The sequence below is a fragment of the Microbispora sp. H10885 genome (assembly GCF_014161415.1).
In the GTDB taxonomy this organism is placed as follows: domain Bacteria; phylum Actinomycetota; class Actinomycetes; order Streptosporangiales; family Streptosporangiaceae; genus Microbispora; species Microbispora triticiradicis.
In genome coordinates, this window is the sequence record NZ_JABBWY010000005.1 from 512,376 (window position 1) to 536,282 (window position 23,907).

General features: G+C 71.7%; 16 protein-coding genes and 1 pseudogene. 5 read left to right on the forward strand and 12 right to left on the reverse strand.

The features are described 5' to 3' along the window. Window positions 1-109: 109 nt before the first annotated feature. Window positions 110-2,770 carry a bifunctional diguanylate cyclase/phosphodiesterase gene (locus tag HHX37_RS16485; RefSeq protein WP_310740400.1) on the reverse strand — a complete coding sequence of 887 codons (2,661 nt, stop codon included), beginning with the start codon at window positions 2,768-2,770 and terminating at the stop codon, window positions 110-112. A 301-nt stretch (window positions 2,771-3,071) separates the two neighbouring features. Beyond that, on the reverse strand, window positions 3,072-3,992 hold the full coding sequence (locus HHX37_RS16490) for a 2-hydroxyacid dehydrogenase (RefSeq protein ID WP_111698796.1): 921 nt from the start codon (window positions 3,990-3,992) through the stop codon (window positions 3,072-3,074). Between the two features lie 64 nt (window positions 3,993-4,056). Between HHX37_RS16490 and HHX37_RS36745 the strand changes: the two genes are divergently transcribed. After that, the gene (locus HHX37_RS36745; protein ID WP_259406476.1) at window positions 4,057-5,304 is read left to right on the forward strand and encodes a PQQ-dependent sugar dehydrogenase; all 1,248 of its coding nucleotides are present in this window, start codon (window positions 4,057-4,059) and stop codon (window positions 5,302-5,304) included. Between the two features lie 438 nt (window positions 5,305-5,742). Here the strand turns inward: HHX37_RS36745 and HHX37_RS36750 are convergent. The 7 genes and pseudogenes from HHX37_RS36750 to HHX37_RS16525 form a co-directional block, all read right to left on the reverse strand. Then, a pseudogene (locus tag HHX37_RS36750) lies at window positions 5,743-7,083 on the reverse strand (VanW family protein); the annotation flags it as partial. A 667-nt stretch (window positions 7,084-7,750) separates the two neighbouring features. Beyond that, on the reverse strand, window positions 7,751-9,259 hold the full coding sequence (gatB, locus tag HHX37_RS16500; protein WP_310740401.1) for an Asp-tRNA(Asn)/Glu-tRNA(Gln) amidotransferase subunit GatB: 1,509 nt from the start codon (window positions 9,257-9,259) through the stop codon (window positions 7,751-7,753). Further along, window positions 9,256-9,846, reverse strand: coding sequence for a DUF4276 family protein (locus HHX37_RS16505; RefSeq protein WP_182885936.1), 591 nt, complete (start codon window positions 9,844-9,846; stop codon window positions 9,256-9,258). Before HHX37_RS16505 ends, gatB begins: the two co-directional genes overlap by 4 nt. Next, window positions 9,843-11,018, reverse strand: a complete 1,176-nt coding sequence (locus HHX37_RS16510) for an AAA family ATPase (protein ID WP_182885937.1) — start codon at window positions 11,016-11,018, stop codon at window positions 9,843-9,845. Before HHX37_RS16510 ends, HHX37_RS16505 begins: the two co-directional genes overlap by 4 nt. Before the next feature lie 25 nt (window positions 11,019-11,043). After that, window positions 11,044-12,534: an Asp-tRNA(Asn)/Glu-tRNA(Gln) amidotransferase subunit GatA gene (gene gatA / locus HHX37_RS16515; RefSeq protein WP_182885938.1), complete on the reverse strand. Its 1,491-nt coding sequence runs from the start codon at window positions 12,532-12,534 to the stop codon at window positions 11,044-11,046. Further along, a complete protein-coding gene (gatC, locus tag HHX37_RS16520) occupies window positions 12,531-12,830 on the reverse strand; it encodes an Asp-tRNA(Asn)/Glu-tRNA(Gln) amidotransferase subunit GatC (protein WP_111698808.1) in 300 nt (99 codons plus the stop codon). Before gatC ends, gatA begins: the two co-directional genes overlap by 4 nt. Before the next feature lie 148 nt (window positions 12,831-12,978). Beyond that, on the reverse strand, window positions 12,979-15,042 hold the full coding sequence (locus HHX37_RS16525; RefSeq protein ID WP_396775866.1) for a putative bifunctional diguanylate cyclase/phosphodiesterase: 2,064 nt from the start codon (window positions 15,040-15,042) through the stop codon (window positions 12,979-12,981). 362 nt (window positions 15,043-15,404) lie between these two features. Between HHX37_RS16525 and HHX37_RS16530 the strand changes: the two genes are divergently transcribed. The 3 genes from HHX37_RS16530 (at window position 15,405) to HHX37_RS16540 (ending at window position 18,984) form a co-directional block, all read left to right on the forward strand. Beyond that, window positions 15,405-16,814: a glycoside hydrolase family 6 protein gene (locus tag HHX37_RS16530; RefSeq protein WP_182885939.1), complete on the forward strand. Its 1,410-nt coding sequence runs from the start codon at window positions 15,405-15,407 to the stop codon at window positions 16,812-16,814. Window positions 16,815-16,966: 152 nt separating this feature from the next. Next, a complete protein-coding gene (locus tag HHX37_RS16535; RefSeq protein ID WP_182885940.1) occupies window positions 16,967-17,392 on the forward strand; it encodes a hypothetical protein in 426 nt (141 codons plus the stop codon). A 158-nt stretch (window positions 17,393-17,550) separates the two neighbouring features. Then, window positions 17,551-18,984: an ATP-binding protein gene (locus HHX37_RS16540; protein WP_182885941.1), complete on the forward strand. Its 1,434-nt coding sequence runs from the start codon at window positions 17,551-17,553 to the stop codon at window positions 18,982-18,984. Window positions 18,985-19,071: 87 nt separating this feature from the next. On the opposite strand, the gene ligA is transcribed toward HHX37_RS16540, so the two are convergent. From ligA to HHX37_RS16555, 3 genes are all read right to left on the reverse strand, one after another. After that, window positions 19,072-21,381 carry an NAD-dependent DNA ligase LigA gene (gene ligA / locus HHX37_RS16545; protein WP_310740402.1) on the reverse strand — a complete coding sequence of 770 codons (2,310 nt, stop codon included), beginning with the start codon at window positions 21,379-21,381 and terminating at the stop codon, window positions 19,072-19,074. Between the two features lie 267 nt (window positions 21,382-21,648). Next, window positions 21,649-22,131, reverse strand: coding sequence for a hypothetical protein (locus tag HHX37_RS16550; protein WP_182885942.1), 483 nt, complete (start codon window positions 22,129-22,131; stop codon window positions 21,649-21,651). Window positions 22,132-22,252: 121 nt separating this feature from the next. Then, window positions 22,253-23,257, reverse strand: coding sequence for a methionine synthase (locus HHX37_RS16555; protein ID WP_182885943.1), 1,005 nt, complete (start codon window positions 23,255-23,257; stop codon window positions 22,253-22,255). 18 nt (window positions 23,258-23,275) lie between these two features. Between HHX37_RS16555 and HHX37_RS16560 the strand changes: the two genes are divergently transcribed. Further along, the gene (locus HHX37_RS16560; RefSeq protein WP_182885944.1) at window positions 23,276-23,905 is read left to right on the forward strand and encodes an MBL fold metallo-hydrolase; all 630 of its coding nucleotides are present in this window, start codon (window positions 23,276-23,278) and stop codon (window positions 23,903-23,905) included. Window positions 23,906-23,907 lie beyond the last annotated feature (2 nt).

The window sequence follows — 23,907 nt, forward strand, 5'->3', positions numbered from 1 at the left end:
CGTGCCGAAGGCGCGCAATGAGCGCTTCCCTCGTCGCTCGTCCCTCGCTCCTCAGTCCAGACCGCCGGCGCGCCCCTCCGGCTCGCTCGGATTGCACGCTTCGCGTGCGTCAGGCGGTGTTCTGGAGGGGGGTGCCCGGCATGAGGTCGTCGACTCCGCGGGCGGTCATCGGGCGGGCGACCAGGTAGCCCTGCCCACGCGTGCAGCCCATCTTACGGAGCAGGTCGAGCTGCTCGGGACGTTCGATGCCCTCGGCGACGACGATCAGGCCGAGGTCGTTGCCAAGCTGCACGATCGTCCTCGTCAGCAGGGTCAGCGTGTCGTCGCGCCCAAGCCCGGAGACGAACGAGGGGTCTATCTTGATCATGTCGACCGGAAGCTGGCGCAGGAACGCGAGCGACGCGTAGCCGGTGCCGAAGTCGTCGATGGCCAGCCGTACGCCGAGAGCTCTCAGCTCCGACAGCCTGCCGATCATCTCGCCGGCGTCCTCGACCAGCATCTCCTCGATGACTTCGAGGGTGAGCGCGCTGGCCGGCAGCCCGCTGTCGCTCAGGGCCTCCGACACGGTCTCCACGAAACGCGGGGCCATGATCTGCCGTGCGGACAGGTTCAGCGCGAGCCCGATGTCCCAGGAGGACGCGCGCCAGGCCGCCACCTCCTGGCACGCCTCGCGCAGGATCCACTCGCTCAGCGGCACGATGATCCCGGTGTCCTCGGCCGGCCCGAGGAACTGCTCCGGCGGCACGAACGTGCCCCCCCGCCACCAGCGGATCAGCGCCTCCACGGCGGTCACCCGCGAGGTGGCGAGGTCGACGACCGGCTGGTACTCGATCGCGAACTGGTTCTCCAGCAGCGCCCGCTGCAGGTCCGAGGCGATCTCCAGGCGGCGTACGACGTCGGCGTGCATGTGGGTGGCGAAGACCTCCACCCGGCGTCCGCCGAGCTCCTTGGCCCGCGACATCGCCACGTCGGCGTTGCGCAGCAGGTCCCCGGAGGACAGGTCCTCCTCGGCGAAGGCGACGCCGACGCTGGCCGTCAGCGCGATGTCCCGGTCGGCCACCCGGAAGGGCTCGTTGGAGACCGCGCGGACGAGCCGCTCGGCCAGGTCGATGGCGGTCTGCGCGTCGCCGCCGCCGGAACCGCCCCCGGACACGCCGCCTGACGCGCCGCCCTCCAGGAGCACCGCGAACTCGTCCCCGCCCCACCGGGCCAGCGTGTCGTCGGCCCGTACGGCCGACCGCAGGCGGCGGGCGGCCTGGCCGAGCAGGTGGTCGCCGCTGGCGTGCCCGACGGAGTCGTTGACGGCGGTGAAGCCGTCGAGGTCCAGGAAGATCACCGCGGTGCCGACCGCGCCGCGGCGCGTGAGCACTTCGCGGGCCCGCTCCTCGAAGTAGGCCCGGTTGGGCAGTCCGGTGACCCCATCGTGGAAGGTCAGATGGGTGACCTGGTTGCGCAGGGCGACCTGGTCGCTGAGGTCTCGGATCGTGACCAGGACGAGGTCGTCGTCGCGCACGTGGCGGGCGGCGACCGTCTCGGTCGGCCGCCAGGTGCCGTCGGAGGCCCGGAAGCGGCAGGAGACGCGGGTGCCGCCCTCCTGCTCCGGCCCGTCGTCCTCGTCCGTCATGCGACTGAGCAGCGCCTGCACGGCCGGGAGGTCCTCGGGGTGGACGTAGTCGAAGATCGGCCGGCAGGCGAGGTCCTCCGGGCGGTAGCCGTACGTCGCCTCCAGGCCGGGACCGGCCTCCTGGACGACCCCCTCGGGGTCGCAGACGAGCACCACGTCGCCGGTGTTCTCGGCGAGCCGCCGCAGTTGCTGCTCCCCCACGTCGACGAGACGGCGCATTCCGGCGGTCTCGACCAGCAGCACGAACAGGCGGCCAAGGAGGACGAGCACGACCGAGGCGGCGACGACCGCCAGGGCGGCGTCGCGGCTGCCCCCGATCGCGTGCAGGGTGGCGACCAGCGTCGCGACGGCGACCAGCACCAGCGGGGCGGCGGCGGTCAGCGCCGCCGTCAGCGGCCTCGCCGGCCGGTCCTGCTCCACCCACGGCGTGACGGCGAGGACGAGCAGCAGGGCGGGCACGAGGAGTCCGGCGACGAGGGGCGGATGGTCGCCGCCGAGCCGGGCGAGCGCGGTCGCGAGTTCCGCGACGGTTATCGCGGCGAGCACTCCGACGCCGGTGAGCCCGACCACCCGGTTGCCCGACCGGGACGCGGCCACCGCGGGCGTCACCGCGCAGGTCGCGAGCAGGCAGATCACGGGGAGCGCGAGCGCGATGAAGAACGCGCCGGTGTCCTCGGCCCGGCGGAACGCCGGGCCGAGGACGGCGACCCAGGCCACGGCGAACACCGACGCCGCGCCGAGATAGGCGTCGGCGGCCTGGCGGATCACCCCCCGCGTGTACGCCGGGGGTTTCACCGAGAGGCCGCAGCCGATCGCGAGCAGCACGGATCCGGCGAGTATGAGCAGGTCGGCGAAGGTGAGCACGAAGGGCGTGCCGTCGGCCACCGGGCGGACGCCCACGCCGAGGAGCCAGGTGAGCGACCCGGCGGCCATCCACCGCCAGGCGGCGGGCTGGCGCCGGTGACCGGGAGTCACGCGGGAGGCGGCCATGATCAGTGACACCGCCGAGAGAAGACCGGTGACGACTCCCGCGACCGCGGTCACCACCGGGGCGGAGCCCCCGGTGACCAGGGCCACGACGATCGCCACCGCGCCGAGCCCGGCGGCGGTGGTGAGGGGGACCCTGGGGTCTCTCCTGACGTTCACGTGCGTCGCCTCTGCACCTGTCGCCGCCTCACCCGTGGCGGAGGCGCCTGCCGGGGTTTCGGCGGGGTCCGGAGTCGCGTCAGCGTCGCCGGTTCCGGTGGGGTGTGCCGTCACTGCCCCTCCCGTCCCCGACTCGGCTTTACTCTCCCTGTCACATGGCCAGTGTGCGCACAGCCGCTGATCGAGAGGAGGACAACCGACGAGTCGTCACCGATCTGATAACCAAGCCGTGCACGATGAGCCTCACCCTACGCACCGCAGGTCACGGCGCAGCCACGTTCCGGAATCCTTAACGGAGCGGTCAGTAATGCCCGGTGATCATGTTAGCGAGAGGCCGGCCCGCCAGATGACGGATGATCTGCTCGCGTACCAGTACGCGGATACGCCGGACGGAGGCGGGGGTGCTTCCCGCCACGTGCGGCGTGATGAAGACTCCCGGCGCGGTCCACAGCGGGTGATCGGAGGGCAGCGGCTCGACCGGCGTCACGTCGAGGGCCGCCAGCAACCTGCCCGCCCGCAGTTCCGCCAGCAGCGCGTCGCCGTCCACCACCGATCCGCGCGCCGCGTTCACCAGCAGCGCGCCGTCCTTCATCCGGGCGAGGAACTCCGCGTCCACCAGACCGGACGTGCCCGCGGTGGCGGGGACGAGCAGCACGACCACGTCGGCGTGCGGGAGCAGCGCGGGAAGCTCGTCCTGGCCGTGGACGTTCTCCCGGGCCGTCCGGGCCACCCGGACGATCTCCACCTCGAACCCGGCCAGGCGCCGTTCCAGCGCCTCGCCGATCGAGCCGTACCCGACGATCAGCACGGTGGAGTCGGCGAGGACCCCGGTGTGGTGGTAGCTCCACTCCCCGCGCGCCTGCGCGGCCACGAAGCCGGGGAAGTCCCGCCGCATCGCGATCATCGCGCCCACGGCCCACTCCGCCGTACCCGCGTCGTGGACCCCGCGCGCGTTGCACAGCACCGCCTTCGGCGGGAGGTGCGGCAGGTACGGCTCGACTCCCGCGGTGACGGTCTGCAGCAGGCGGAGGTTGCCCATGCGGTTCAGCAGGCCGGGGATGCCCGGCACCGGGACCAGCGGCGGCACCCAGATCTCCACCTCCTCGGGCGGCCCCGGCAGCGGGCCCGTCCCGTCGTAGACCTTCCGGTCGAGGACGGGCAGCCCGTCCGGCAGGCTGGACAGATCGTCGGCGATGTCCTGTGAGGCGACCCAGATGTTCACACGTAACAACCTAGGGAACCATCGCGACGGCCCGCGAGTAGGGATGGACGAGGAGGTCGCGGTGATGACGGACAGGCACGGCGCGGGCACGGCCCTGTCGGCGGCGGCGCTGCTGGCGGTCGCTCTGCCGGTGGTCGCGGGGTGCGGGCAGGCCGGAGAGGCGGGCAGGACTCCCCCGCCGCTACCCGCCGCGAGCGCCACCGGCGGCTCGGGCAGCCCCGGCGGCTCGGGCAGCCCCGGCGGCTCCGGCGGCTCCGGCGGCTCCGGCGGCTCCGGCGGCTCGGGCAGCCCCGGCGCGGACACGGGGACCGGCCCGGACGGCGCCGCGACCGCCGTCGCCCCGGCCAGGCCGCGCACGCTGGTCCGCGGCCTCTCGGTTCCCTGGGCGATCGCGTTCCTGCCCGGCGGCGACGCGCTGGTGACCGAACGCGAGTCGGCGCGGCTCCTGCGGATCACGCCGGAAGGCGGGGTCGGGGAGGCAGGAGTGATCGAGGGGGTGTCGGCGGCCGGCGAGGGCGGCCTGCTGGGCGTGGCCGTGTCGCCCCGCTACGCGAGCGACCACCACGTCTTCGTCTACCTGACCTCCGGCGGCGACAACAGGATCGTCCGCTACCGCTACGACGGACGGCTCTCCGAGCGCCGCGTGATCGTCAGCGGCATCCCGAAGGGGGCCATCCACAACGGGGGCCGCCTCGCCTTCGGGCCCGACGGCTACCTCTACGCCTCGACCGGGGAGACCGGCGAGCGCGGCATGGCCCAGGACCGGAACGCGCTGGGCGGCAAGATCCTGCGCATGACCGCAGACGGCCGGCCCGCCCCGGGCAACCCCTTCGGGACGCTGGTCTGGTCGTACGGCCACCGCAACGTGCAGGGACTCACCTGGGACGAACGCGGCCACATGTACGCCACCGAGTTCGGCCAGAACACCTACGACGAGATCAACCTCATCGAGAAGGGCCGGAACTACGGCTGGCCGGAGGTCGAGGGAGTGGGCGGCCGTCCCGGATACGCCGATCCCCTGCTGACCTGGTCGACCGACCAGGCGTCGCCGTCCGGTCTCGCGTACGCGGGGGGCGCGCTGTGGGCCGCCGCCCTGCGCGGCGAGCGACTCTGGCGGGTCCCGGTGGACGGGTCAGGGCGCGCCGGGCGGCCCGCCGCGCTATACGAAGGCGAGTACGGCAGGCTGCGCGCGGTGGCCGCCGCGCCCGGCGGCGCCCTGTGGGTGAGCACCAGCAACCGCGACGGACGGGGCTCTCCCAGGGACGGCGACGACCGCATTCTGGTGGTTGCCCCCACCGCTTCCTCGTCCTGATCCGTGGCTCTGCCCCTGGCCCTGACCTTGGCCCTGGCCCTGACCTTGGCCCTGCCTCTGACCTTGGCCCTGGCCCTGTCCCTGTCCCTGGACTTGTCCTTGTCCTTGTCCCTGACCTTGGCCCTGGCCTTGACCCTTGCCTTGCCCCTGACCCTGACCTTGTCCCCGACCTTGTCCTGATCCGCTGCCGCCGCCGCGTGCCTTGGCAGCACGGCAGACGACCTTGGCCTGGGCCTGGTAGGAGGTCCGGAAGGTCTGCCGGGAGACGACCTCGCCGCCCTGCCTCAGCACACGGGTCACGGTGGCGGTGAACCCGGGCTGCCCCGGCGCCTCGACGCAGCCGGGCCCGTGCCCGGTCATCGTCGGCAGCTTGACCCGGGTGCCGGAGACCGGTCCCTGCAGGTCCACCGCGTACCGGCGGGTGCTCCACAACGCGATGGCCAGCGACCTGCCGGTGGCCGACGCCTGGACGAACACCCCGTACGGCGAGTCATTCTTCCACCGCAGGTCCGGATCGGGAAAGGACACCGCGGCCTCGGTGCCGACCGGCAGCTGCGGGGCGTGGACCTCGGGCGGAGTGTGCTCGGTGACCTGGAACCCGGCCCGGATCACGGCGTTCATCAGGGTGGTCGCGACCTGGGACATGCCCGGCGCGTCGATGCCGGCCCGTCCGTCGATCATCGTGGGGACGATGCCGTCGAACCCCGCGTCCACGTCGCGCCGCCCGAGCGCCTCGTTGAAGGAGAAGGTCTCCCCCGGACGGACCAGGCGGCCGTCCAGGAGCGCGGCCGCGGCCCGGATGTTGCCGGCGCGCTGGGGGCAGCAGGCGTAGGAGGTCGTGAAACGGCCGACCTCCTCCTTGATCCCCATGCGGCGCACGTCGTCGTCACCGCTCCGAGGCGGCCCGTCCACGACACGCACGGCCACCGTACGGTCGCCGGCGCCGAGGGCGGTCACCACGTCGGCCGCGAGGCGGTCGGTGTCGACCCGTTCCCCCGGCCTCCCGCCGACCAGTGCCGGCCGTCCGCCCCTGATCGTGAAGGAGGCGTCGCGGGACGCCCGCCCGGGGTCGAGCAGTCTCGGCGTGACGGGGGCGACCGCCGCGACGGCGTCGAAACGGGGACGCAGGACCGCGCCGTCCGGCGTGAACGTCAGGTGCCGCGCCAGCACGGCCGGCGGCAGCGAGACGGAGCCGGTCCCGCTGGTCAGCGTGAGCGGCGCGGACACCGCCCGGCCCGCCCAGCGCAGGGCGCGGTGCACCTCGGCGCGGGTGATGTGCGGGAGGTCCCGCAGGGTGGGGGCCACGACGACGATCTCGGGATCGAGGTACCCCTTGACGATCTGCTCGGCCGTGAGCTTCCGGTCGACCAAGCGGCCCACCCGGGGATAGACCGGGACCGGCGTGACCCCGTCGAACGAGACGCCGCCCTCCCGCGCCGGGTTCTCCAGCCGCTCGGCGATGTCCGCCACCAGGTCGTCGAGGCGACGCCGGTCGACCGACACCGCGGGCTCCACCTCACGGCTGCCGGTGAGCGCGGCCCACACCGCCCACGGGCTCGGGAAACCGGTCACCGCCCGGCCAATCGTCTCGTCGACGTCGAGCGAGAGACCGGCGTCCCGCGGGCTCACCGTCAGCCGCCGCGTTCCCTGCCGTACGATCACCGGTGTCCTGGTCTGGGCGTACAACCGTTCGTTGAGGGTGGCGGCGGCCTCGGCCCGGCTCTGACCGCCGATGTCCACGCCGAGCACGCTGGTGCCGGGCAGGACCTTCCCGGCCATGGTGAGGGCGGGCACGACATAGAGCACGACGAGCAGCGCCACCAGGCCGATCAGCGTGCGGCGGAGAACGCCGCCCTTCTTCGGCGGGTCGAGCAGGTCGAGGTCCGGTGTCCCGACGACGACCGGTTCCTCCCGGACGGTGCGGTCCGGCACCGGCCACGGCTCGATCGGCGGCGCCGACGGCGGAGCGGCGCCCGCGCCGGACGGCCGGGACGCGGGCGGCGCGGGGGCGGGCGGTTCGGCGAAGATGTCGGCCGACACCCCCTTGGGCAACGCCGACACCCCCCGAGGCAGGGACGTGGCCCGGCGCACCGGGTGGACACGCGGCGGGGCGGGCGCGGTCCCGGACGGATCCGGGGGATCCGTTGGCGGGTCGACGGACGCTCCGGCGTTACGCACGCCTCGCTCTCCTCAGGCTCAAGGTCAACTCCGATCAGTTAACCCTAAAACACCCTCCGCTGGATATCTCCGGAAGCAACAGCTCTGCTGCTCTTTCCGTGGAGCGCGCACGCCTTCGCCGCCCGACCGACCACAGCCCCGCGCACGGCGGAGCCGGCCCGGGCGGCGCGCGCATGGGCGAGAACGCCGGGCCGCGACGCGCGCGTCACCCGGACAGCGAACGCCGCGCCGGACGACCGCTTACGCGGCGGACGGCGCGGGACGCTCACTACCCCTGGACGCCGAGCCGCTCCAGGATCAGCTCACGGGCACGGCCCGCGTCCGCCTTGCCCCGGCTGGCCTTCATCACGCCGCCGACCAGCGCGCCCACCGCCGCGATCTTCCCGCCGCGCACCTTCTCCGCCGCGTCGGCGTTGCCCGCGAGCACCTGATCGATGATCGACATGAGCTCGCCCTCGTCGCTGACGACCTGGAGCCCGCGCTTGTCCACGACCTCGTCCGGGCCGCCCTCACCGGCCAGCACGCCCTCCAGCACCTGACGGGCCAGCTTGTCGTTCAGCGCGCCGGAGGCGACCAGTTCCGTCACCCGGGCGACCTGCGCCGGGGTGATCGGCAGGTCGGCGAGGGTCGTCGCCGACTCGTTGGCCCGCCGGGCCAGCTCGCCCATCCACCACTTGCGGGCGTCGGCGGCCGGGGCTCCGGCGGCCACGGTCGCCTCGACCAGGTCGATCGCGTCGGCGTTGTGCATGGCGGCCATGTCCAGGTCGGACACGCCCCACTCGTCCTGCAGCCTCCTGCGCCGGGCCGACGGAAGCTCGGGCAGCGCGGCCTTGAGCGACTCGACCCAGGCCGGGTCGGGCGCCATCGGCAGCAGGTCGGGCTCGGGGAAGTAGCGGTAGTCCTGCGCCTCCTCCTTCGACCGCCCGGAGGTCGTCTGCCCGGTGTCCTCGTGGAAGTGGCGGGTCTCCTGCACGATCCGGCCGCCCGCGGCGAGGACGCCCGCCTGGCGCTCGATCTCGCCGCGCACCGCGCGCTCGACGCTGCGCAGCGAGTTGACGTTCTTGGTCTCCGTACGGGTGCCCCACTCGGACGCGCCGCGCGGCATCAGCGAGACGTTCACGTCGCAGCGCAGCGAGCCCTGCTCCATCCGCACGTCCGACACGCCGAGCGAGCGCATCAGCTCGCGCAGTTCGGTCACGTACGCACGGGCGACCTCGGGGGCGAGCCGGTCGGTGCCCGCGATGGGCTTGGTCACGATCTCGACGAGCGGGATGCCGGCGCGGTTGTAGTCGACGATCGAGTAGTCGGCGCCGTGGATGCGCCCGGTCGCACCGCCTACATGGGTGGACTTGCCGGTGTCCTCCTCCAGGTGCACCCGCTCGATCTCCACGCGGACGGTCCTGCCGTCCACCTCGACGTCGAGGTAGCCGTCGACGCACAGCGGCTCGTCGTACTGGCTGATCTGGTAGTTCTTCGGCATGTCCGGATAGAAGTAGTTCTTCCGGGCGAACCTGCACCACGTCGCGATGGTGCAGTTCAGCGCGAGGCCGATCCTGATCGTCGACTCGATCGCCTGCTCGTTGGCCGTCGGCAGCGAGCCGGGCAGCGCCAGGCACACCGGGCAGACCTGCGTGTTCGGCGGTGCTCCGAAGGCCGTCGGACAGCCGCAGAACATCTTCGACGCGGTGCCCAGTTCGACGTGCGTCTCCAGCCCCAGCACCGGCTCGAAGCGCTCCAGCGCCTCGTCGTACGGCATGAGCGTCTCAGTGCTGCTCACAGGTAACCAAGTCCCTTCAATGCGTTTCTCGCGTCGACGACCCACTCCGCGTACGCGGGCACCTTCGCGAGGGTTGCGAGGTCGATGTTTCTGGCGATGTATTCGAAGTAGTCGCGTACCGGCTTCCCACGACGGGGAGCCACCTCGGCGAGCACCTTCTTGGGATCGGCGATCCTCTCGACGTCCCGGGGCCGGGCGGGCAGCCGTCCGTGGTCGCTCCCGCTCAACCGGCGCCACACGCCGGCGTCCGCCAGGAGCCACGCCTCCGTCTCCTGGACGGGCACCAGCGCGATCACCGGCGTGGACAGGCCCGAGTCGCGCACGACCCGCTCCGCCTTGTCCCGCTCTCTGTGATCGTTGTGCACGAAGAGCAGATGGCAGTCGCCCGCCAACTCGCGGAGTGCACCCGCCGTCCGGTCGTGGTCGTAGATCGATCGGCCGGAGCCGATCTCGGTGCTCTCCACGTCGACGGCGCAGCGAGAGGACTGGACGGTGATCTCACGGAGCTGCCGCGAGATCACGACGCCGAGGAAGACCTCGTCGGTCTCCCCCTCGGCGACGAGTCCGGGCACGAGCGGCCTGCTCATGGCACCTCGCCCACCGCGCTCAGATACTTGCGCACCTGACGGGGAGAGACGAACGTGCCGGGCTCTCCCTCCGACCGCACCGGCTTGGCCACCGTGACCCGCGAGATCCTGTCGTTCTCGGGATCGACGCGTACGGCGGTGTCGAGGAACACCAGCGCGTCCGGCCTGAGGCGGTACAGCTCCGAGACGACAACGGGTGAATGCGTGGTGAGGATCACCTGCCGCAGTGGCCGGTTGACGCACTCCGGGTCGTCGAGGTCGGTGACCCTCTCCTGGATCCTGCGGAGCAGTTCCGCCAGGCGGCTGGGATGCAGGCCGTTCTCGATCTCCTCGATGAGCAGCACCCCGGCATGGTCAGGGTCGTGCAGTGCGGCCAGCAGCGCGATGACCCGGAGCGTGCCGTCCGAGAGCAGCGTGCTCGGCACGCTGCCCTGGCCGTCCACGAGCACGTCGAACGTCCACTCCTGGTAACGGTCGTCCAGCAGAGGCTGTATCCCGGCGATGTCCGGGATGAGCGCCACGAGATCCACCAGGAGTTCCTCGATGGCACCGTGCGCCGCGAGCCTGCCGAGGACGGTGGCCAGGTTCCCGCCACCAGATTCCAGTGGCCCGTCAGACACCGCCGAAGACCGGGAACGCAGGTTCTTCGGATCCGGCTGATGCAGGCGCCAGTTGCTCAGTTCCCCGTACAGCAAGCGCCGAAGGCGAGGGCTACCGACCTGCTCCTCCATGAGCTTTTGCACCGCCTGCCCCAGGACCTCCAGCCCCTTTTGCCGCTGTTCGATCACCCAATGGGGCAGTCCGGTGACGCTGGCACTGGGGTTGAAGCGGAAGCTGGTCTCTCGCGGCACCCCGTCTTCCCCCAGCTCGGCTCCGCTCCCGAGTACCTGCGTGAGGACGGTGTCTCCCAACTGCTGAAGGGCGTGAACGGTGATCTCGAAGCAGTTGGTGACCGGCCCCTTGCCGACCCGGTGGAACAGCTCGTGCGGCCGGCCCCGGCGGGACGTCAACGCCTCCTCGTCACCCCAGCCGGCACTGCGCACGTAGCCCAGCGCGTCGAGAAGGTTGGACTTGCCGCTGGAGTTGGGGCCGACGAGGGCGAGGAACGGCGGGATGTCGAGCTGGAAGTCCAGGAAGGACTTGAAGCCGTCGATCTCGATGCGGGTGATCATGCCGCCGTTCCCCTCCCCTCGGCGGTCAGAGCGCGGGCGCGCGGGACAGCAGCGGGCCGCCCCACCGGCTCTCGAAGGCCTTCTCCACGGCCGCGCCGACCCGGTAGCAGCGGTCGTCGGCGAGGACCGGGGCCATGACCTGGAGCCCGACCGGAAGGCCGTCCTCGTCCGCCAGGCCGCACGGCACCGAGATCGCGGCGTTTCCGGCCAGGTTGGTCGGGATCGTGCACAGGTCGGCGAGGTACATCGCCATCGGGTCGTCGGCCCGCTCCCCGATCGGGAACGCGGTGGTCGGCGTGGTCGGCGAGACCAGCGCGTCCACCTGCTGGAAGGCCGCCTCGAAGTCACGCATGATCAGTGTGCGGACCTTCTGCGCCTGCCCGTAGTAGGCGTCGTAGTAGCCCGACGACAGCGCGTACGTGCCGAGCATGATGCGCCGCTTGACCTCGGGTCCGAAGCCGGCCGCGCGGGTGAGCGCCATGACCTCCTCGGCGCTGCGGGTGCCGTCGTCGCCGACACGCAGGCCGTACCGCATGGCGTCGAAGCGGGCCAGGTTGGACGAGCACTCCGACGGCGCGATGAGGTAGTACGCGGGCAGCGCGTAGGAGAACGCCGGGCAGGAGACCTCGACGACCTTGGCCCCGAGCGACTCCAGCAGGTCGACGGCCTCGTGGAAGCGGGCGAGCACGCCGGGCTGGTAGCCCTCCCCGGCGAACTCCTTGACCACGCCGATCCGCATGCCCGCCACGTCGGCCTGCCGCGCGGCCTCCACCACCGGCGGCACCGGCGCGTCGACGGAGGTCGAGTCGAGCGGGTCGTGGCCGGAGAACGCCTCGTGCAGCAGCGCCGCGTCGAGCACGGTGCGGGCGAACGGCCCGGGCGTGTCGAGCGAGGACGCGAACGCGATCAGGCCGTAGCGGGACGAGCCGCCGTACGTCGGCTTCATGCCGACGATGCCGGTCACCGCGGCCGGCTGGCGGATCGAGCCGCCGGTGTCGGTGCCGGTGGAGAGCGGCGCCTCGTAGGCGGACACCGCGGCCGACGAGCCACCCGACGAACCGCCCGGGATCCGGGACAGGTCCCATGGGTTGTGCGTCGGCCCGTACGCCGAGTTCTCCGTGGACGACCCCATGGCGAACTCGTCGAGGTTCGTCTTGCCCAGGATCACCAGCCCGGCCGCGCGCAGCCGGCCGGTCACCGTCGCGTCGTACGGCGGGCGCCAGCCTTCGAGGATCTTGGAACCGGCCGTCGTCGGCATGTCGGCCGTGGTGAACACGTCCTTGTGCGCGATGGGCACCCCGGCCAGCGGGCCGGGGTTCTCGCCCCCGGCCAGGCGCTCGTCCACCTGACGGGCCTGGGCCAGCGTCGACTCGGCGTCGACGTGCAGGAAGGCGTTGACGCGGCCGTCGACCTCGGCGATCCGGTCGAGGTGGGCCTGGGCGACCTCGACGGCGCTGACCTCGCGGGCGGCGATGAGTGCGCCCAGTTCGGCGGCGGTCTTCCGGATCAAGCTCATTCTTCCTCCCCGAGGATCCGCGGCACGCGGAACCGGTCGTCCTCCACCGCGGGCGCGCCGGACAGGGCTCCCTCGGGTGTCAGACCCGGCCGTACGGCGTCGGGACGGAAGACGTTGGTCAGCGGCAGCGCGTGCGAGGACGGCGGGATGTCGCCGGCCGCCACCTCCGAGACGCGGGCGACGGCGCCGACGATCTGGTCGAGCTGGGCGGCGAAGTGGTCGAGCTCGTCGTCGGCCAGTGCCAGCCGGGACAGCCGGGCGAGGTGAGCGACCTCATCGCGGGTTATGGCGGACATGAGTCGTCGAACCCGTTTCATGATGGAGATTGGACCCACCCATCCTAGGGCTCGCCGCCGAGCGCGGCCGACCCGGCGACGCCGCGTCACACGGTCTTAATACGAGCTTTCCCACCCCGAGGCGGGGAACCCGGCGGCCCACGGCGATTCAGTGCGAGGCGAGCCGGGTGTCACCCGCGGAGCCCAGGGCGGCGCCGAGCCGGTCGCGCAGCCAGGTGGTGGCATCGGCGGCGGACATGGGTTTGGCCAGCCACCACCCCTGCCCCGCGTGGCAGCCCATCTCCCGCAGCGACTCCGCGATCTCGGGCGACTCGACGCCCTCGGCGACCGACCTCAGCCCGAGGGACCGGACGAGGTCGATGATCGAGCGGACGATCCGCTCGTCGTCCCCCGGCTCCCCCAGCCGCCGTACGAACGACGCGTCGATCTTGACCTCGGAGACCGGGAGCCGCTGGAGCCGGACCAGGGAGGAGTAGCCGGTGCCGAAGTCGTCCAGCGAGAGCTGGACGCCGAGCCCGGCCAGCGTGCGGATGGCCTCGGCGCTGTAGGCCTGGTCGGTCATCAGGATGCGCTCGGTGACCTCCAGCCGGATGGCCTCCGGCGGCAGGTCCAGCTTCTCCAGCCCCGCCTCGAGCTGCTCGGGCAGGCCCGAGTCGAGCAGGTCGCGGGCCGACACGTTCACCGAGACCGGCACGTCCAGGCCCGCGTGCCACCAGCGCGCCGCCTGCCGCAGCGCCTTACCGATCACGTGCTGGGTGAGCTCGCGCATGAGGTACGACTGCTCGGCCAGCGGGATGAACTCGGCGGGCGAGATCGGCCCGCGCACCGGGTGCCACCAGCGCAGCAGCGCCTCGACACCCTCGACCCTGCCGTCCTCCAGGCTCACCTTGGGCTGATAGTGGAGCTCCAGCTCGTCGGCGTCGATCGCCCGCCGCAGGTCGCCGAGCAGGCTCAGCCGCTCGGGCGAGTTGCGGTCCTTGCCCGGCAGGTAGAACTCGACGCCGGTGCGGCCCTCCTTGGCGAGGTACATCGCGACGTCGGAGCGCTGCATCAGCAGCTCGAAGTCCGGGGCGTGGTCGGGATAGAGCGCGATGCCGACCGACGCGTCGAGGTCGAACGTCATGCCCTCAAGGCGTACCGGCTCGGTCAGCGCGACCCGCAGCCGCGAGGCGACCTCCCTGGCCGCCTGCGCGTCCCTGATGGACGGGAGCAGCACCGCGAACTCGTCCCCGCCGAGACGGGCGACCACGTCGCCCGGCCGTACGCTGTGGGTGAGCCGGTGGGCCACGATCTGCAGCAACCGGTCGCCGACCGGGTGGCCGAGCGTGTCGTTGACCTCCTTGAAGCGGTCGAGGTCGAGCAGCAGCAGCCCCACCCGCTCGTGCGCGCGCGCCTCGGCCAGCGCCTCCTCCGTGCGTACGATCAGGATCTTTCGGTTCGGCAGGCCGGTGAGCCCGTCGTGCGTCGCCTGGTGGTCGCGGCGGAGCGAGAGCGTCGCGGTCCAATGGACGGCGGCCAGCGGCGCGACGAACAGCGGGACCAGCGCGGGGGAATGCGCCATCACCACCACGACCAGCGGCGCGAGGCCGAGCAGCGTCCCGTAGACGAGCGCCTGCGGGCCGATCGAGGCCTTCATCACCCGGAGCAGGGGGCGGCGCTCGTGCAGCGCCACCGCCTGGCAGACCAGGACGGCGCGGACCACGAAGTACGCCGCGGCGGCCAGCGCGATGGCGGGGATGTCCATGCCGTCGGGCGTCCACGGCGAGCGCGGCCCCGGGTGCGCGCCGAACGCGGCCAGGGCGCCGGCCGCGGCCGTGCAGGCGAGGGTCACCTGGGCGAGGTTGAACAGCACCCGGTGCCAGGCCCTGCGGTGCACCAGCCCGCTGACCACCACGGCGACCGCCTGCATCAGCGCCGCCGTCGGCAGGCCCTGGTACATGAGCACGGCGAAGGTGAACATCGTGGAGGTCGGCGTGCCCCCGACCAGCGTCGAGGAGCTGAACATGATCGGACGCAGCTCGCCGAGGACCACGAGGACGGTCAGCATCCAGAACAACGGGGTGCGCGCGGCCTCGGCCAGCGGGCCGGCGCCCAGCCCGAACTCGGCGATGGCGAGCGCGGAGACGCCGGCGGCGCTGACCACCGTGAGGTACGCCCATAAAGGCGATCCGGGGCGTGGTCCGGTGTCCCGGGTGTCGACGGGCGCACTCAGTTCGCCCAGGTCGGCGGCCGGGAGGAGAACGCGTGGCACCCCGGTGAGCGGCATGAGACCGCGTGAAAGCGTCATAGGTAAGAAACCCCCCAAGAGGTCACTATCGGAGGGTACGGCCTGTGGGCCACTTCGCGAAACCGGTTGGGCACACTGAGTTACCATGATTTCCGGAGAAATCACGGCACGGCTGGACTCGTGGTGAAAGTTTCAAGTGATCCACGCGCCCATTCCCCCGCCCGCCTGCGCCTATTAGGTTGATCGTCCAGCCGAACTCACATCGGCCCTTCTTGGACCCCCGTCCCGGTCCCTACGATCCGAGGGAACTGTGGGAGCGCTCCCACATTACCGGACGGAGTAATTCCATGTCTCGCAGAAGGCCCTTGACGGCGGCCATTCTCGCTGCGGCCACCACGGCCGCGGTGGGAGCGGCCGTTGTGACCTCCACCGCGGCCCAGGCCGCCGACTCCGTTTTCTACGTGGATCCGACGACCAGCGCCGCGAAGTGGGTCGCCGCCAACCCCAATGACAGCAAGACCGCGGTGATCCGGGACCGCATCGCCGCCGTCCCGCAGGGCCGCTGGTTCGCCAGCTACAACCCCTCCGCGGTGCGCAGCCAGGTCGACGCCTACGTGGGCGCGGCGGCGGCGGCCGGCAAGATCCCGATCATGGTGGTCTACGAGATGCCGAACCGCGACTGCGGCGGCGCGAGCGCGGGTGGCGCTCCCGACCACGCGTCGTACCGCGCCTGGATCGACCAGGTCGCCGCGGGCCTCGGCGGGCGTCCGGCCTACATCATCCTGGAGCCCGACGCGCTGGCGATCATGCCGAACTGCATGAACTCCTCGCAGCAGGCCGAGGTCCAGGCCTCCATGGCGTACGCCGGCAAGAAGTTCAAGGCCACCTCCTCGCAGGTCAAGGTCTACTTCGACGCGGGCAACGAGGCCTGGGTGGGCGCCTCCGACATGGCCAACCGCCTGCGGGGCGCCGACATCGCCAACAGCGCGGACGGCATCTCGCTCAACGTCTCCAACTACCGGTCCACCTCCCCCACGGTCTCCTACGCCAAGAACGTCATCGGGGCCACCGGCCTGTCCTGGCTGAAGGCCGTGATCGACACCAGCCGCAACGGCAACGGCCCGGTCGGCAGCGAGTGGTGTGACCCGGCCGGCCGCGCCACCGGCACCTGGAGCACCACCAACACCGGCGACTCGGCGATCGCCGCGTACCTGTGGGTCAAGCCTCCGGGCGAGTCCGACGGCTGCATCGCCCCGGCCGGTCAGTTCGTCCCGCAGCGGGCGTACGACCTGGCGATCGCCGCCCCGTACACCCCGCCGCAGTCCCCGTCGGCCTCGCCGACGCGGTCTCCGTCCCAGTCCCCGTCTCCGTCGCCGTCCCCGTCTCCCTCCCCGTCCACTTCGCCCACCCGGTCGCCCTCCGCCTCGCCTTCGGCGTCGCCGACCACCGGCGACAAGGGCTGCACGGCGGTCTACAAGGTCGTCAGCGCGTGGGGCGGCGGTTTCCAGGGTGAGGTCGCCGTGACCAACGCGGGCTCCTCGGCGATCAGCAACTGGACGGTCAAGTGGAACATGCCCGGCGGGCAGTCCATCACCCAGTCGTGGAACGCCAACCTGACCGGCACCACCAGCATCACGGCCTCGAACCTGAACTGGAACGGGAACCTCGCCCCGGGTGCCAGCACCACGTTCGGCTTCCTCGGCAACTCCAGCGGAACCCCCTCCACCCCCAACCCGCTGAGCTGCACCGCTTCCTGATCCCCGCGTGAAACCAGGCGTGCCGTACGGTCCTCCCCAGCCGTACGGCACGCCTTCGCTTTACCCACCGGCACTCACATTGGGTGATCGATCGACAGCGAAGCGTTTAGGATGTGTTGCAACTACCGTCACTACTCCCCCAGTAGGTGCTCATGGGTGACGACGCCCTGTGCGAAGAGCAGGCAAGCCGGCGCGACGCGATCGACGGCAAGGTGGTCGAGCTGCGCCCCTTCAGGCGGCGAGGGAGTGACCCGATCCGGCTGCAGATCGGAGAGCACCCCTGGCGGCCTACTTCCGACACCCGTGTGGTCGAGATCTACGAGGAATGCGACCCGCCCACGGCGGGACTGATCGAACAGGACGGCAGGCTCTACGTTTTCGACTGCATCGACGGTCGCGGGTCGAAAGTCAGCTTCTGGGCCTACACCCAGGTCGACGCGATCGAGGTGAGCCGCCTCCAGAACGCCGCGGGTGACGACCTCATCCGCCTGCTGGACGGGCTCTTCGCCGACAGACCCTCCATGGCCGCCCTCGCCTTCGACAACCTCATCGAGTCAAGCGCCCCCATCAACTCCTGACGACGGCTCCCTCGGGCAGCCGCCCGGTGACGGCGCGCCCCGGTTCGCACGGGACCGGGGCGCTTGGCTTGCCGGTTCGCGACGCCCAGGAGCACCCGAACCCATAATGTAAGATCGCATCTACGTTAGATTGGTTCTACGTATGTGCGGGGCGACCAATGGACTTCAAGGGCCGGGCTGCCGACCTCGAGCTGCTCGACGGGCAGCTGCGACAGGTGACGGACGGGCAGGGCGGCACTCGCGGTCGTGCGGTGATCATGATGGGCCGCCGCCGGGTGGGGAAGTCGCGGCTGGTTCAGGAGTTCTGCGATCGCTCCGGTGTCCCGTACGTGGTCTTCCAGGCCACCAGGGGGCGCAATCCGGTGACCGAGCGCGCCGACTTCGTCGGCACGCTCGGACAGTCCGCCTTGCCCGGTGCGGAACTGGTCGCCGGAGTACAGGCAGCGGACTGGAACCAGGCGCTGCGCACCTTGGCCCTGGCCGTGCCCGATGACAGGCCGAGCATCGCGGTCATCGACGAGGTGCCGTGGCTGGTGGAGCAGGACCGCGAGCTCGAAGGGGCGTTGCAGACGATCTGGGATCGGCACCTGTCCGCGAAGCCGGTGCTGCTCATCCTCGTCGGCAGCGACCTGTCGGTGATGGAGGCCCTGCAGTCCTACGGCCGCCCCTTCTTCGGCCGCGCCGCGAAGATGACCGTCCAGCCGCTCCATCCCGCGGACGTGGCCGTGATGACCGGTCTGAACGCCGCCGAGGCCATCGACGCCTACCTGATCACCGGTGGTTTCCCGGAGGTGGTCCAGGCATGGAGGCCAGGCATGAGCCGCGTCGACTACCTGCGGGAGTCGCTGGCCAATCCGCTGTCCGCGCTGCTGATGGCCGGCGAGCTGTCGTTGCTGGGAGAGTTTCCCGAGACCTCCCACTCTCGGGCGGTTCTGTCGGCGGTGGGCAGCGGAGAGCGCACGTTCTCCTCCATCGCCGCCGAGGCGGGCGGCGCGACTCCGCTGGCCTCCGGCACGCTCTCCCCGCTGCTGTCCACCCTCGTCGGCAAGCGGGTGCTGGCCGTCGACGCTCCCCTCTCAGCCAAGCCGGACACGAAGAACAAGCGCTACCGCATCGCCGATCCGTATCTGCGGTTCTGGCTCGCCTTCCTGGACCGGGGCATTCCGCTGGTCGAGCGCGGCCGGGGGGAGCGTGTCCTGGCCTCCATCGAACGCTCCTGGACCTCCTGGCGTGGCCGCGCCGTCGAGCCTGTGGTCCGGGAGGCCCTGCTGCGGCTGTTGCCGGACGACCGATGGCCCGAGACCGAGGCCGTCGGAGGCTGGTGGAACCGTCAGAACAACCCCGAGATCGATCTCGTCGGGGCCGACCGCGAGCCGGTCGCGCGGCACGTCCACTTCGTCGGCTCGATCAAGTGGCTGGAGAACGCGTCGTTCGGGCGGCACGAGTACGAGAGCCTGGTGCGCGACCTGCTCGCCGTCCCCGGCGCCGACACGAAAACCGCGCTGGTGGCCGTCTCCCGGTCGGGTGTCGACGACAACCTGCCGCTCGCCGCGCACTGGGGCCCCGAAGAGCTGCTGGCCGCCTGGCCATGACGGCCCGGGGCCGTCACGGCAGCCGTACGCCTCGCCGCTGATCCGGCTCGCGGCGACTCCGAGTGCCCGGGCGCTCCGGGCGTCGAGTCACTCCTCGGGGGTGACGGCGGCGGCGCGGGCGGCGTCCGGGCCCTCACGGAGGAGCGTGTGGAAGCCCTCCTCGTTGAGGATGGGAACGCCGGCCTTGACCGCCTTGTCGTACTTCGAGCCGGGGTTGTCCCCAACCACCAGGAAGCCGGTCTTCTTTGACACCGACGAGGTGACCTTGCCCCCCTGGGCGGCGATGGCCTCGCTCGCCTCGTCGCGGCTGAAGTCCGCGAGCGTGCCGGTGACGACGAACGTCAGCCCCTCAAGAGGGCGCGGTCCCTCGTCGGCCGCCGACTCGTCGGCCATCCGGACTCCGGCGGCCCGCCATCTCTCGATGATCTCCCGATGCCAGTCGACCTCGAACCATTCCTTGATCGTGGCGGCGACCCTCGGGCCGATGCCCTCCACCGCCGCGAGCTCCTCCTCCGACGCCTTGGCGATGGCGTCGATCGAACGGAACTCGTCCGCCAGCGCGCGGGCCGTCGGCGGCCCGATGTGCCGGATCGTCAGCGCCACGAGCACCCGCCACAACGGCTGGTCCTTCTTCTCCTCCAGTTGCTGGAGGATCAGCTCCGCGTGCTTGCTCGGCTCGCCGGACATGTTGGCGAAGAACGAGACCACCTTCGGCTCGCCGGTCTCCGGATCGGTCTTCGGCAGACCCGTGTCGGCGTCGCGGACCACGGACCTGATCGGCAGCAGCTTGTCGATCGTCAGGTCGAACAGGTCGGCCTCGGTGCGGACCGGCGGCTCCTGCGGCGGCAGCGGCTGGGTCAGCGCGGTCGCGGCCACATAGCCCAGCCCGTCGATGTCGAACGCGTTGCGCCCGGCCGCGAAGAAGATCCGCTCACGGAGTTGCGCGGGGCACGAGCGGGCGTTCGGGCAGCGCAGGTCGGCGTCGCCCTCCCGCTCGTAGGCCAATGCGGTTCTGCACTCCGGGCAGTGCGTGGGCATGACGAACTCCCGCTCGCCGCCCTGCCGCAGGTCGACGACCGGACCGACGATCTCGGGGATGACGTCGCCCGCCTTGCGCAGCACCACGGTGTCGCCGATGAGCACGCCCTTGCGCGCCACCTCCGAGGCGTTGTGCAGCGTCGCGCGCTCCACGGTCGACCCCGCCACCACCACCGGCTTCATCACACCGAACGGCGTGACCCGGCCCGTCCTGCCCACACCGACCTGGATGTCGAGGAGCTTCGTGGTGACCTCCTCGGGCGGGTACTTGAACGCGATCGCCCAGCGAGGCGCCCTGCTTGTCGATCCGAGCTGCCGCTGCACGGGAATCCGGTCGATCTTGACGACCACCCCGTCGATCTCGTATTCGGGATCGTGCCGGTGCTCGTTGTAGTGGGCGACGAACCCGCGGATCTCGTCGAGGCTCTCCACGACCCTGTAGCGGTCGCTGACCGGGAGGCCGAGGTCGCGCAGCCGCTCGTAGACCGCCGACTGGGTGCCCGGCAGCGGCCCGCCGCCCTCCCACTTGCCCACGCCGTGGACGATCATCCGGAGCGGCCGCTGCGCGGTGACGCGCGGGTCCTTCTGCCGCAGCGAGCCCGCGGCCGAGTTGCGCGGGTTGGCGAACGGCGGCTTGCCCGCGTCCATGAGCTGCTCGTTCAGCTTCTTGAAGCCCTCGACCGGCAGGAAGACCTCGCCGCGGACCTCCAGCAGGTCGGGTACGTCGTCCCCGGTCAGGCGGTCGGGCACGTCGCCGAGCGTGCGGACGTTCGGGGTGATGTCGTCGCCGGTGCGCCCGTCGCCCCGGGTCGCGCCGCGCACCAGGCGGCCCTTCTCGTACACGAGCGCCACGGCCAGGCCGTCGATCTTCAGCTCGCACAGGTATGGCCCGGGGTCGGCCTCGATGAGCCGTTCCGCCCTGGCCTGCCAGGCGGCGAGGTCGGCGTCGTCGAAGGCGTTGTCGAGGCTCTCCATGCGCTGGAGATGGGTGACGGGGGCGAACTCGGTGGAGATCGGCGCTCCCACGTTCTGCGTGGGCGAGTCAGGCGTCCGCAGGTCGGGATGCCTCTCCTCCAGCGCGAGGATCTCCCGCATCCAGCCGTCGTACTCGGCGTCGCTCACCGTGGGCGAGTCGAGCACGTAGTAGCGCCAGTTGGCGTCCTGAAGCAGCTCCGCGAGCTCGGCGTGCCGCTCCCGCGCCTCGCTCGGCGCGCTCTGCGCACCTCCCGAGCTCTCCGCGCTCCCCGCGACTTGCCCGCTCTGCGACGTTCCCGAGCTCTCCGCGCTCCCCGCGAGCTCGCCCGTCACATCCCCGAACTCGTCCACGATGTCGTCGAGCCCGTCCGCCCTGTCGGTCACGTCGCCCGTCTCCCCTCGTCAACGACCCAGGCCAACCGTATCTCCGGCGGCCGACAGAACGCGAAGGACGGGGGCGGGAGCCGCGCCGAGGACGAGGAACGGCTCCCGCCGGACCACTCCGCGAGGGGACCGCTCCAGACCGCGCGGCCCCTCGTTTTCAGGAGCGATCGAGAATTACGGTAGACCGCTTGCAGCCCACTTTCATTCCTTTTTGTCCGGGTCAACTCGGGCCGGTCAGGGTGGATGGAGGGGGACCGGCCCGAGAGCTCAGCCGCCCTGGGTCCAGACCCGTTCCCAGCGCGAGCAACGGCCGGTGACGCGGGTCGCGGTGCCCCGGCAGACCCTGGCCTTGGCGAGCAGCATGTATCCGGCGTTCAACTTGAAGGCGCGCGGAGTGGACTGCGAGCAGTTGCGGAAGGTCGCGGTGCGGTACCTGCCGTGGTCGGTCAGCCACTTGATCGTCACCCACGAGCAGGTCCTGGCGCCGCCCGCGTCGTAGAGGTCGCCGGCGACACGCAGGCCGGACGACGTCGACCGGACCGATCCGCTCGCCCAGCCCTTGTAGTCGGAGGACGCCGTCGGCCCCCACTTCCAGGTCTCCGCGGCGGAAACGGTGTAAGCGGTGGAAGCCGACGTGGCCGACGTGGCCGACGTGGCGGCCGAGGCCGGAGCGGCGGCGAGCCCCACGGACAGGGCGGCGGACAGGCCGGTGGCGGCGAGAGGGAGCAGAAGGCGCGCGGCGCTTCGCATGGGTCTTTCTCCTGACGGGTGAACTTCCAGCACGTCAAGAGATAGGCCCCGGGGCTTGTGAATCACTTGGGAACGGGCTGGGAGATCGCTTGGATCACCCTGGCGCCCCCACTCGCCCCTCTTACTCGCCGGGGTCCTCGCGCAGGACCCGGGCCGCCTCCCGGCACCGGGCCAGCGCCGCCCTGGCGTACGCGGGCGAGGCCCCGGCCAGGCCACAGGCGGGGGTGAGCACGACCTGCTCGGCGAGCCGGGCGGGCGGGAAGCCGAGGCGCCGCCACAGCTCCACCGCCGGCCGCGCCACCACGCCGACGTCCGCCAGCCGGGTGTCCGTGCCGGGCACGACGCCGAGCAGCAGCGCGAGGCCCTTCTCGATCGTCTCGCCCAGTTCGTCCTCGTCCCTGCGTCGCAGCAGCCCCGCGTCCACCGAGACACCGCGCGCGCCCGCCGTACGGATCACCTCGTACGGCACGCCCGGCGCGCAGCAGTGGACGACCGGGAACGCGGGCGCGAGCGCGGACAGCACGGTCCGCAGCCGCTCGGCCGCGACGGGCGACTCGACGGCGGGCAGCCGCCCGAAGCCGGACGCGGTCGGCACCGTGCCCGCCAGCACGCCGGGCAGCCCCGGCTCGTCGATCTGGACGACGAGGTCCGCTCCCGGGACCCGCCGCCGGACCTCCGCCACGTGCTGCGCCAGTCCCTCGGCCAGTGACTCGGTCAGGTCGCGTACGGCTCCGGCGTCGGCGAGCACCTTGTCGCCGTACCTGAGCTCGATCGCCCCGGCGAGCGTCCACGGGCCACACGCCTGGATCTTGAACGGCCCCCGGTAGCCCTGGGTCACCTCCTCCAGGCCGTCGAGGTCGCGGGTGAGATGGTCCCTGGCCCGCTTGAAATCCCGGCCCGGGCGGTCGGAGAGCCGCCAGCCGGACGGCTGCACCTCGACGGGCAGCTCGACCAGCAGCGACGCCGTACGGCCGATCATGTCCGCGCCGACTCCGCGGGCGGGCAACTCGGGCAGATACGGCATCGGCAGCTCGCCGAACGCGGTGCGCAACGCCTCAAGATGGTCCTCGCCCGGGTAGGACCCCACCCCGGTGGCCGTGGCCTCGCTCCACGGGTACTCGCTCACGGTCACTAGCTTAGAGACATGAAACTCACCAAACTCGGTCACGCGTGCTGGCGGCTGGAGAAGGACGGGCGGACGCTCGTCATCGACCCCGGCACATTCAGCGGCCCGGGGCTTCTCGACGGCGCGGACGCGGTGCTGATCACCCACGAGCACTTCGACCACGTGGACGCGGGCCTGCTCGCGAACGCGAGCCCCGACCTGGAGGTCTTCACCTGCCGGGCCGTCGCCGACCAGCTCGGCGACATCCCGGCGAAGGTCCAGGTCGTCACCCACGGGGACGGCTTCGACACGGCGGGCTTCCACGTCAGCGCGATCGGCGAGTGGCACGCGCTCAACCTGCCCGACGTCCCGCCGGTGCAGAACATCGGCTTCTTCGTGGACGACGAGGTGTTCTACCCCGGCGACGCCCTCACGCCGCCGGGACGCGAGGTCCCGACGCTGCTCGTGCCGACCAGCGCGCCGTGGCTCAAGGCCGCCGAGATGCTGCTCTACCTGCGGTACGTCCGTCCCGCGCGGGCGTACTCGACCCATGACGGCATCGTCAACGACATCGGCGCGACGCTGATCGACAACTGGCTCGGCATGGAGGCCGGCCGGCAGAAGGCCGACTTCCGCCGCATCCCGGTCGGCGAGAGCGTGGAGGTCTGACC

Excerpts from the sequence above, each read along its gene's own strand:
- HHX37_RS16550 (WP_182885942.1), bottom strand. The coding sequence starts at position 22,131 with ATGCGAAGCGCCGCGCGCCTTCTGCTCCCTCTCGCCGCCACCGGCCTG.
- gatC (WP_111698808.1), bottom strand. The coding sequence starts at position 12,830 with ATGTCCGCCATAACCCGCGATGAGGTCGCTCACCTCGCCCGGCTGTCC.
- HHX37_RS36745 (WP_259406476.1), top strand. The coding sequence starts at position 4,057 with ATGACGGACAGGCACGGCGCGGGCACGGCCCTGTCGGCGGCGGCGCTG.
- HHX37_RS16530 (WP_182885939.1), top strand. The coding sequence starts at position 15,405 with ATGTCTCGCAGAAGGCCCTTGACGGCGGCCATTCTCGCTGCGGCCACC.
- HHX37_RS16540 (WP_182885941.1), top strand. The coding sequence starts at position 17,551 with ATGGACTTCAAGGGCCGGGCTGCCGACCTCGAGCTGCTCGACGGGCAG.
- HHX37_RS16510 (WP_182885937.1), bottom strand. The coding sequence starts at position 11,018 with ATGATCACCCGCATCGAGATCGACGGCTTCAAGTCCTTCCTGGACTTC.
- HHX37_RS16505 (WP_182885936.1), bottom strand. The coding sequence starts at position 9,846 with ATGAGCAGGCCGCTCGTGCCCGGACTCGTCGCCGAGGGGGAGACCGAC.
- HHX37_RS16560 (WP_182885944.1), top strand. The coding sequence starts at position 23,276 with ATGAAACTCACCAAACTCGGTCACGCGTGCTGGCGGCTGGAGAAGGAC.
- HHX37_RS16535 (WP_182885940.1), top strand. The coding sequence starts at position 16,967 with ATGGGTGACGACGCCCTGTGCGAAGAGCAGGCAAGCCGGCGCGACGCG.
- gatA (WP_182885938.1), bottom strand. The coding sequence starts at position 12,534 with ATGAGCTTGATCCGGAAGACCGCCGCCGAACTGGGCGCACTCATCGCC.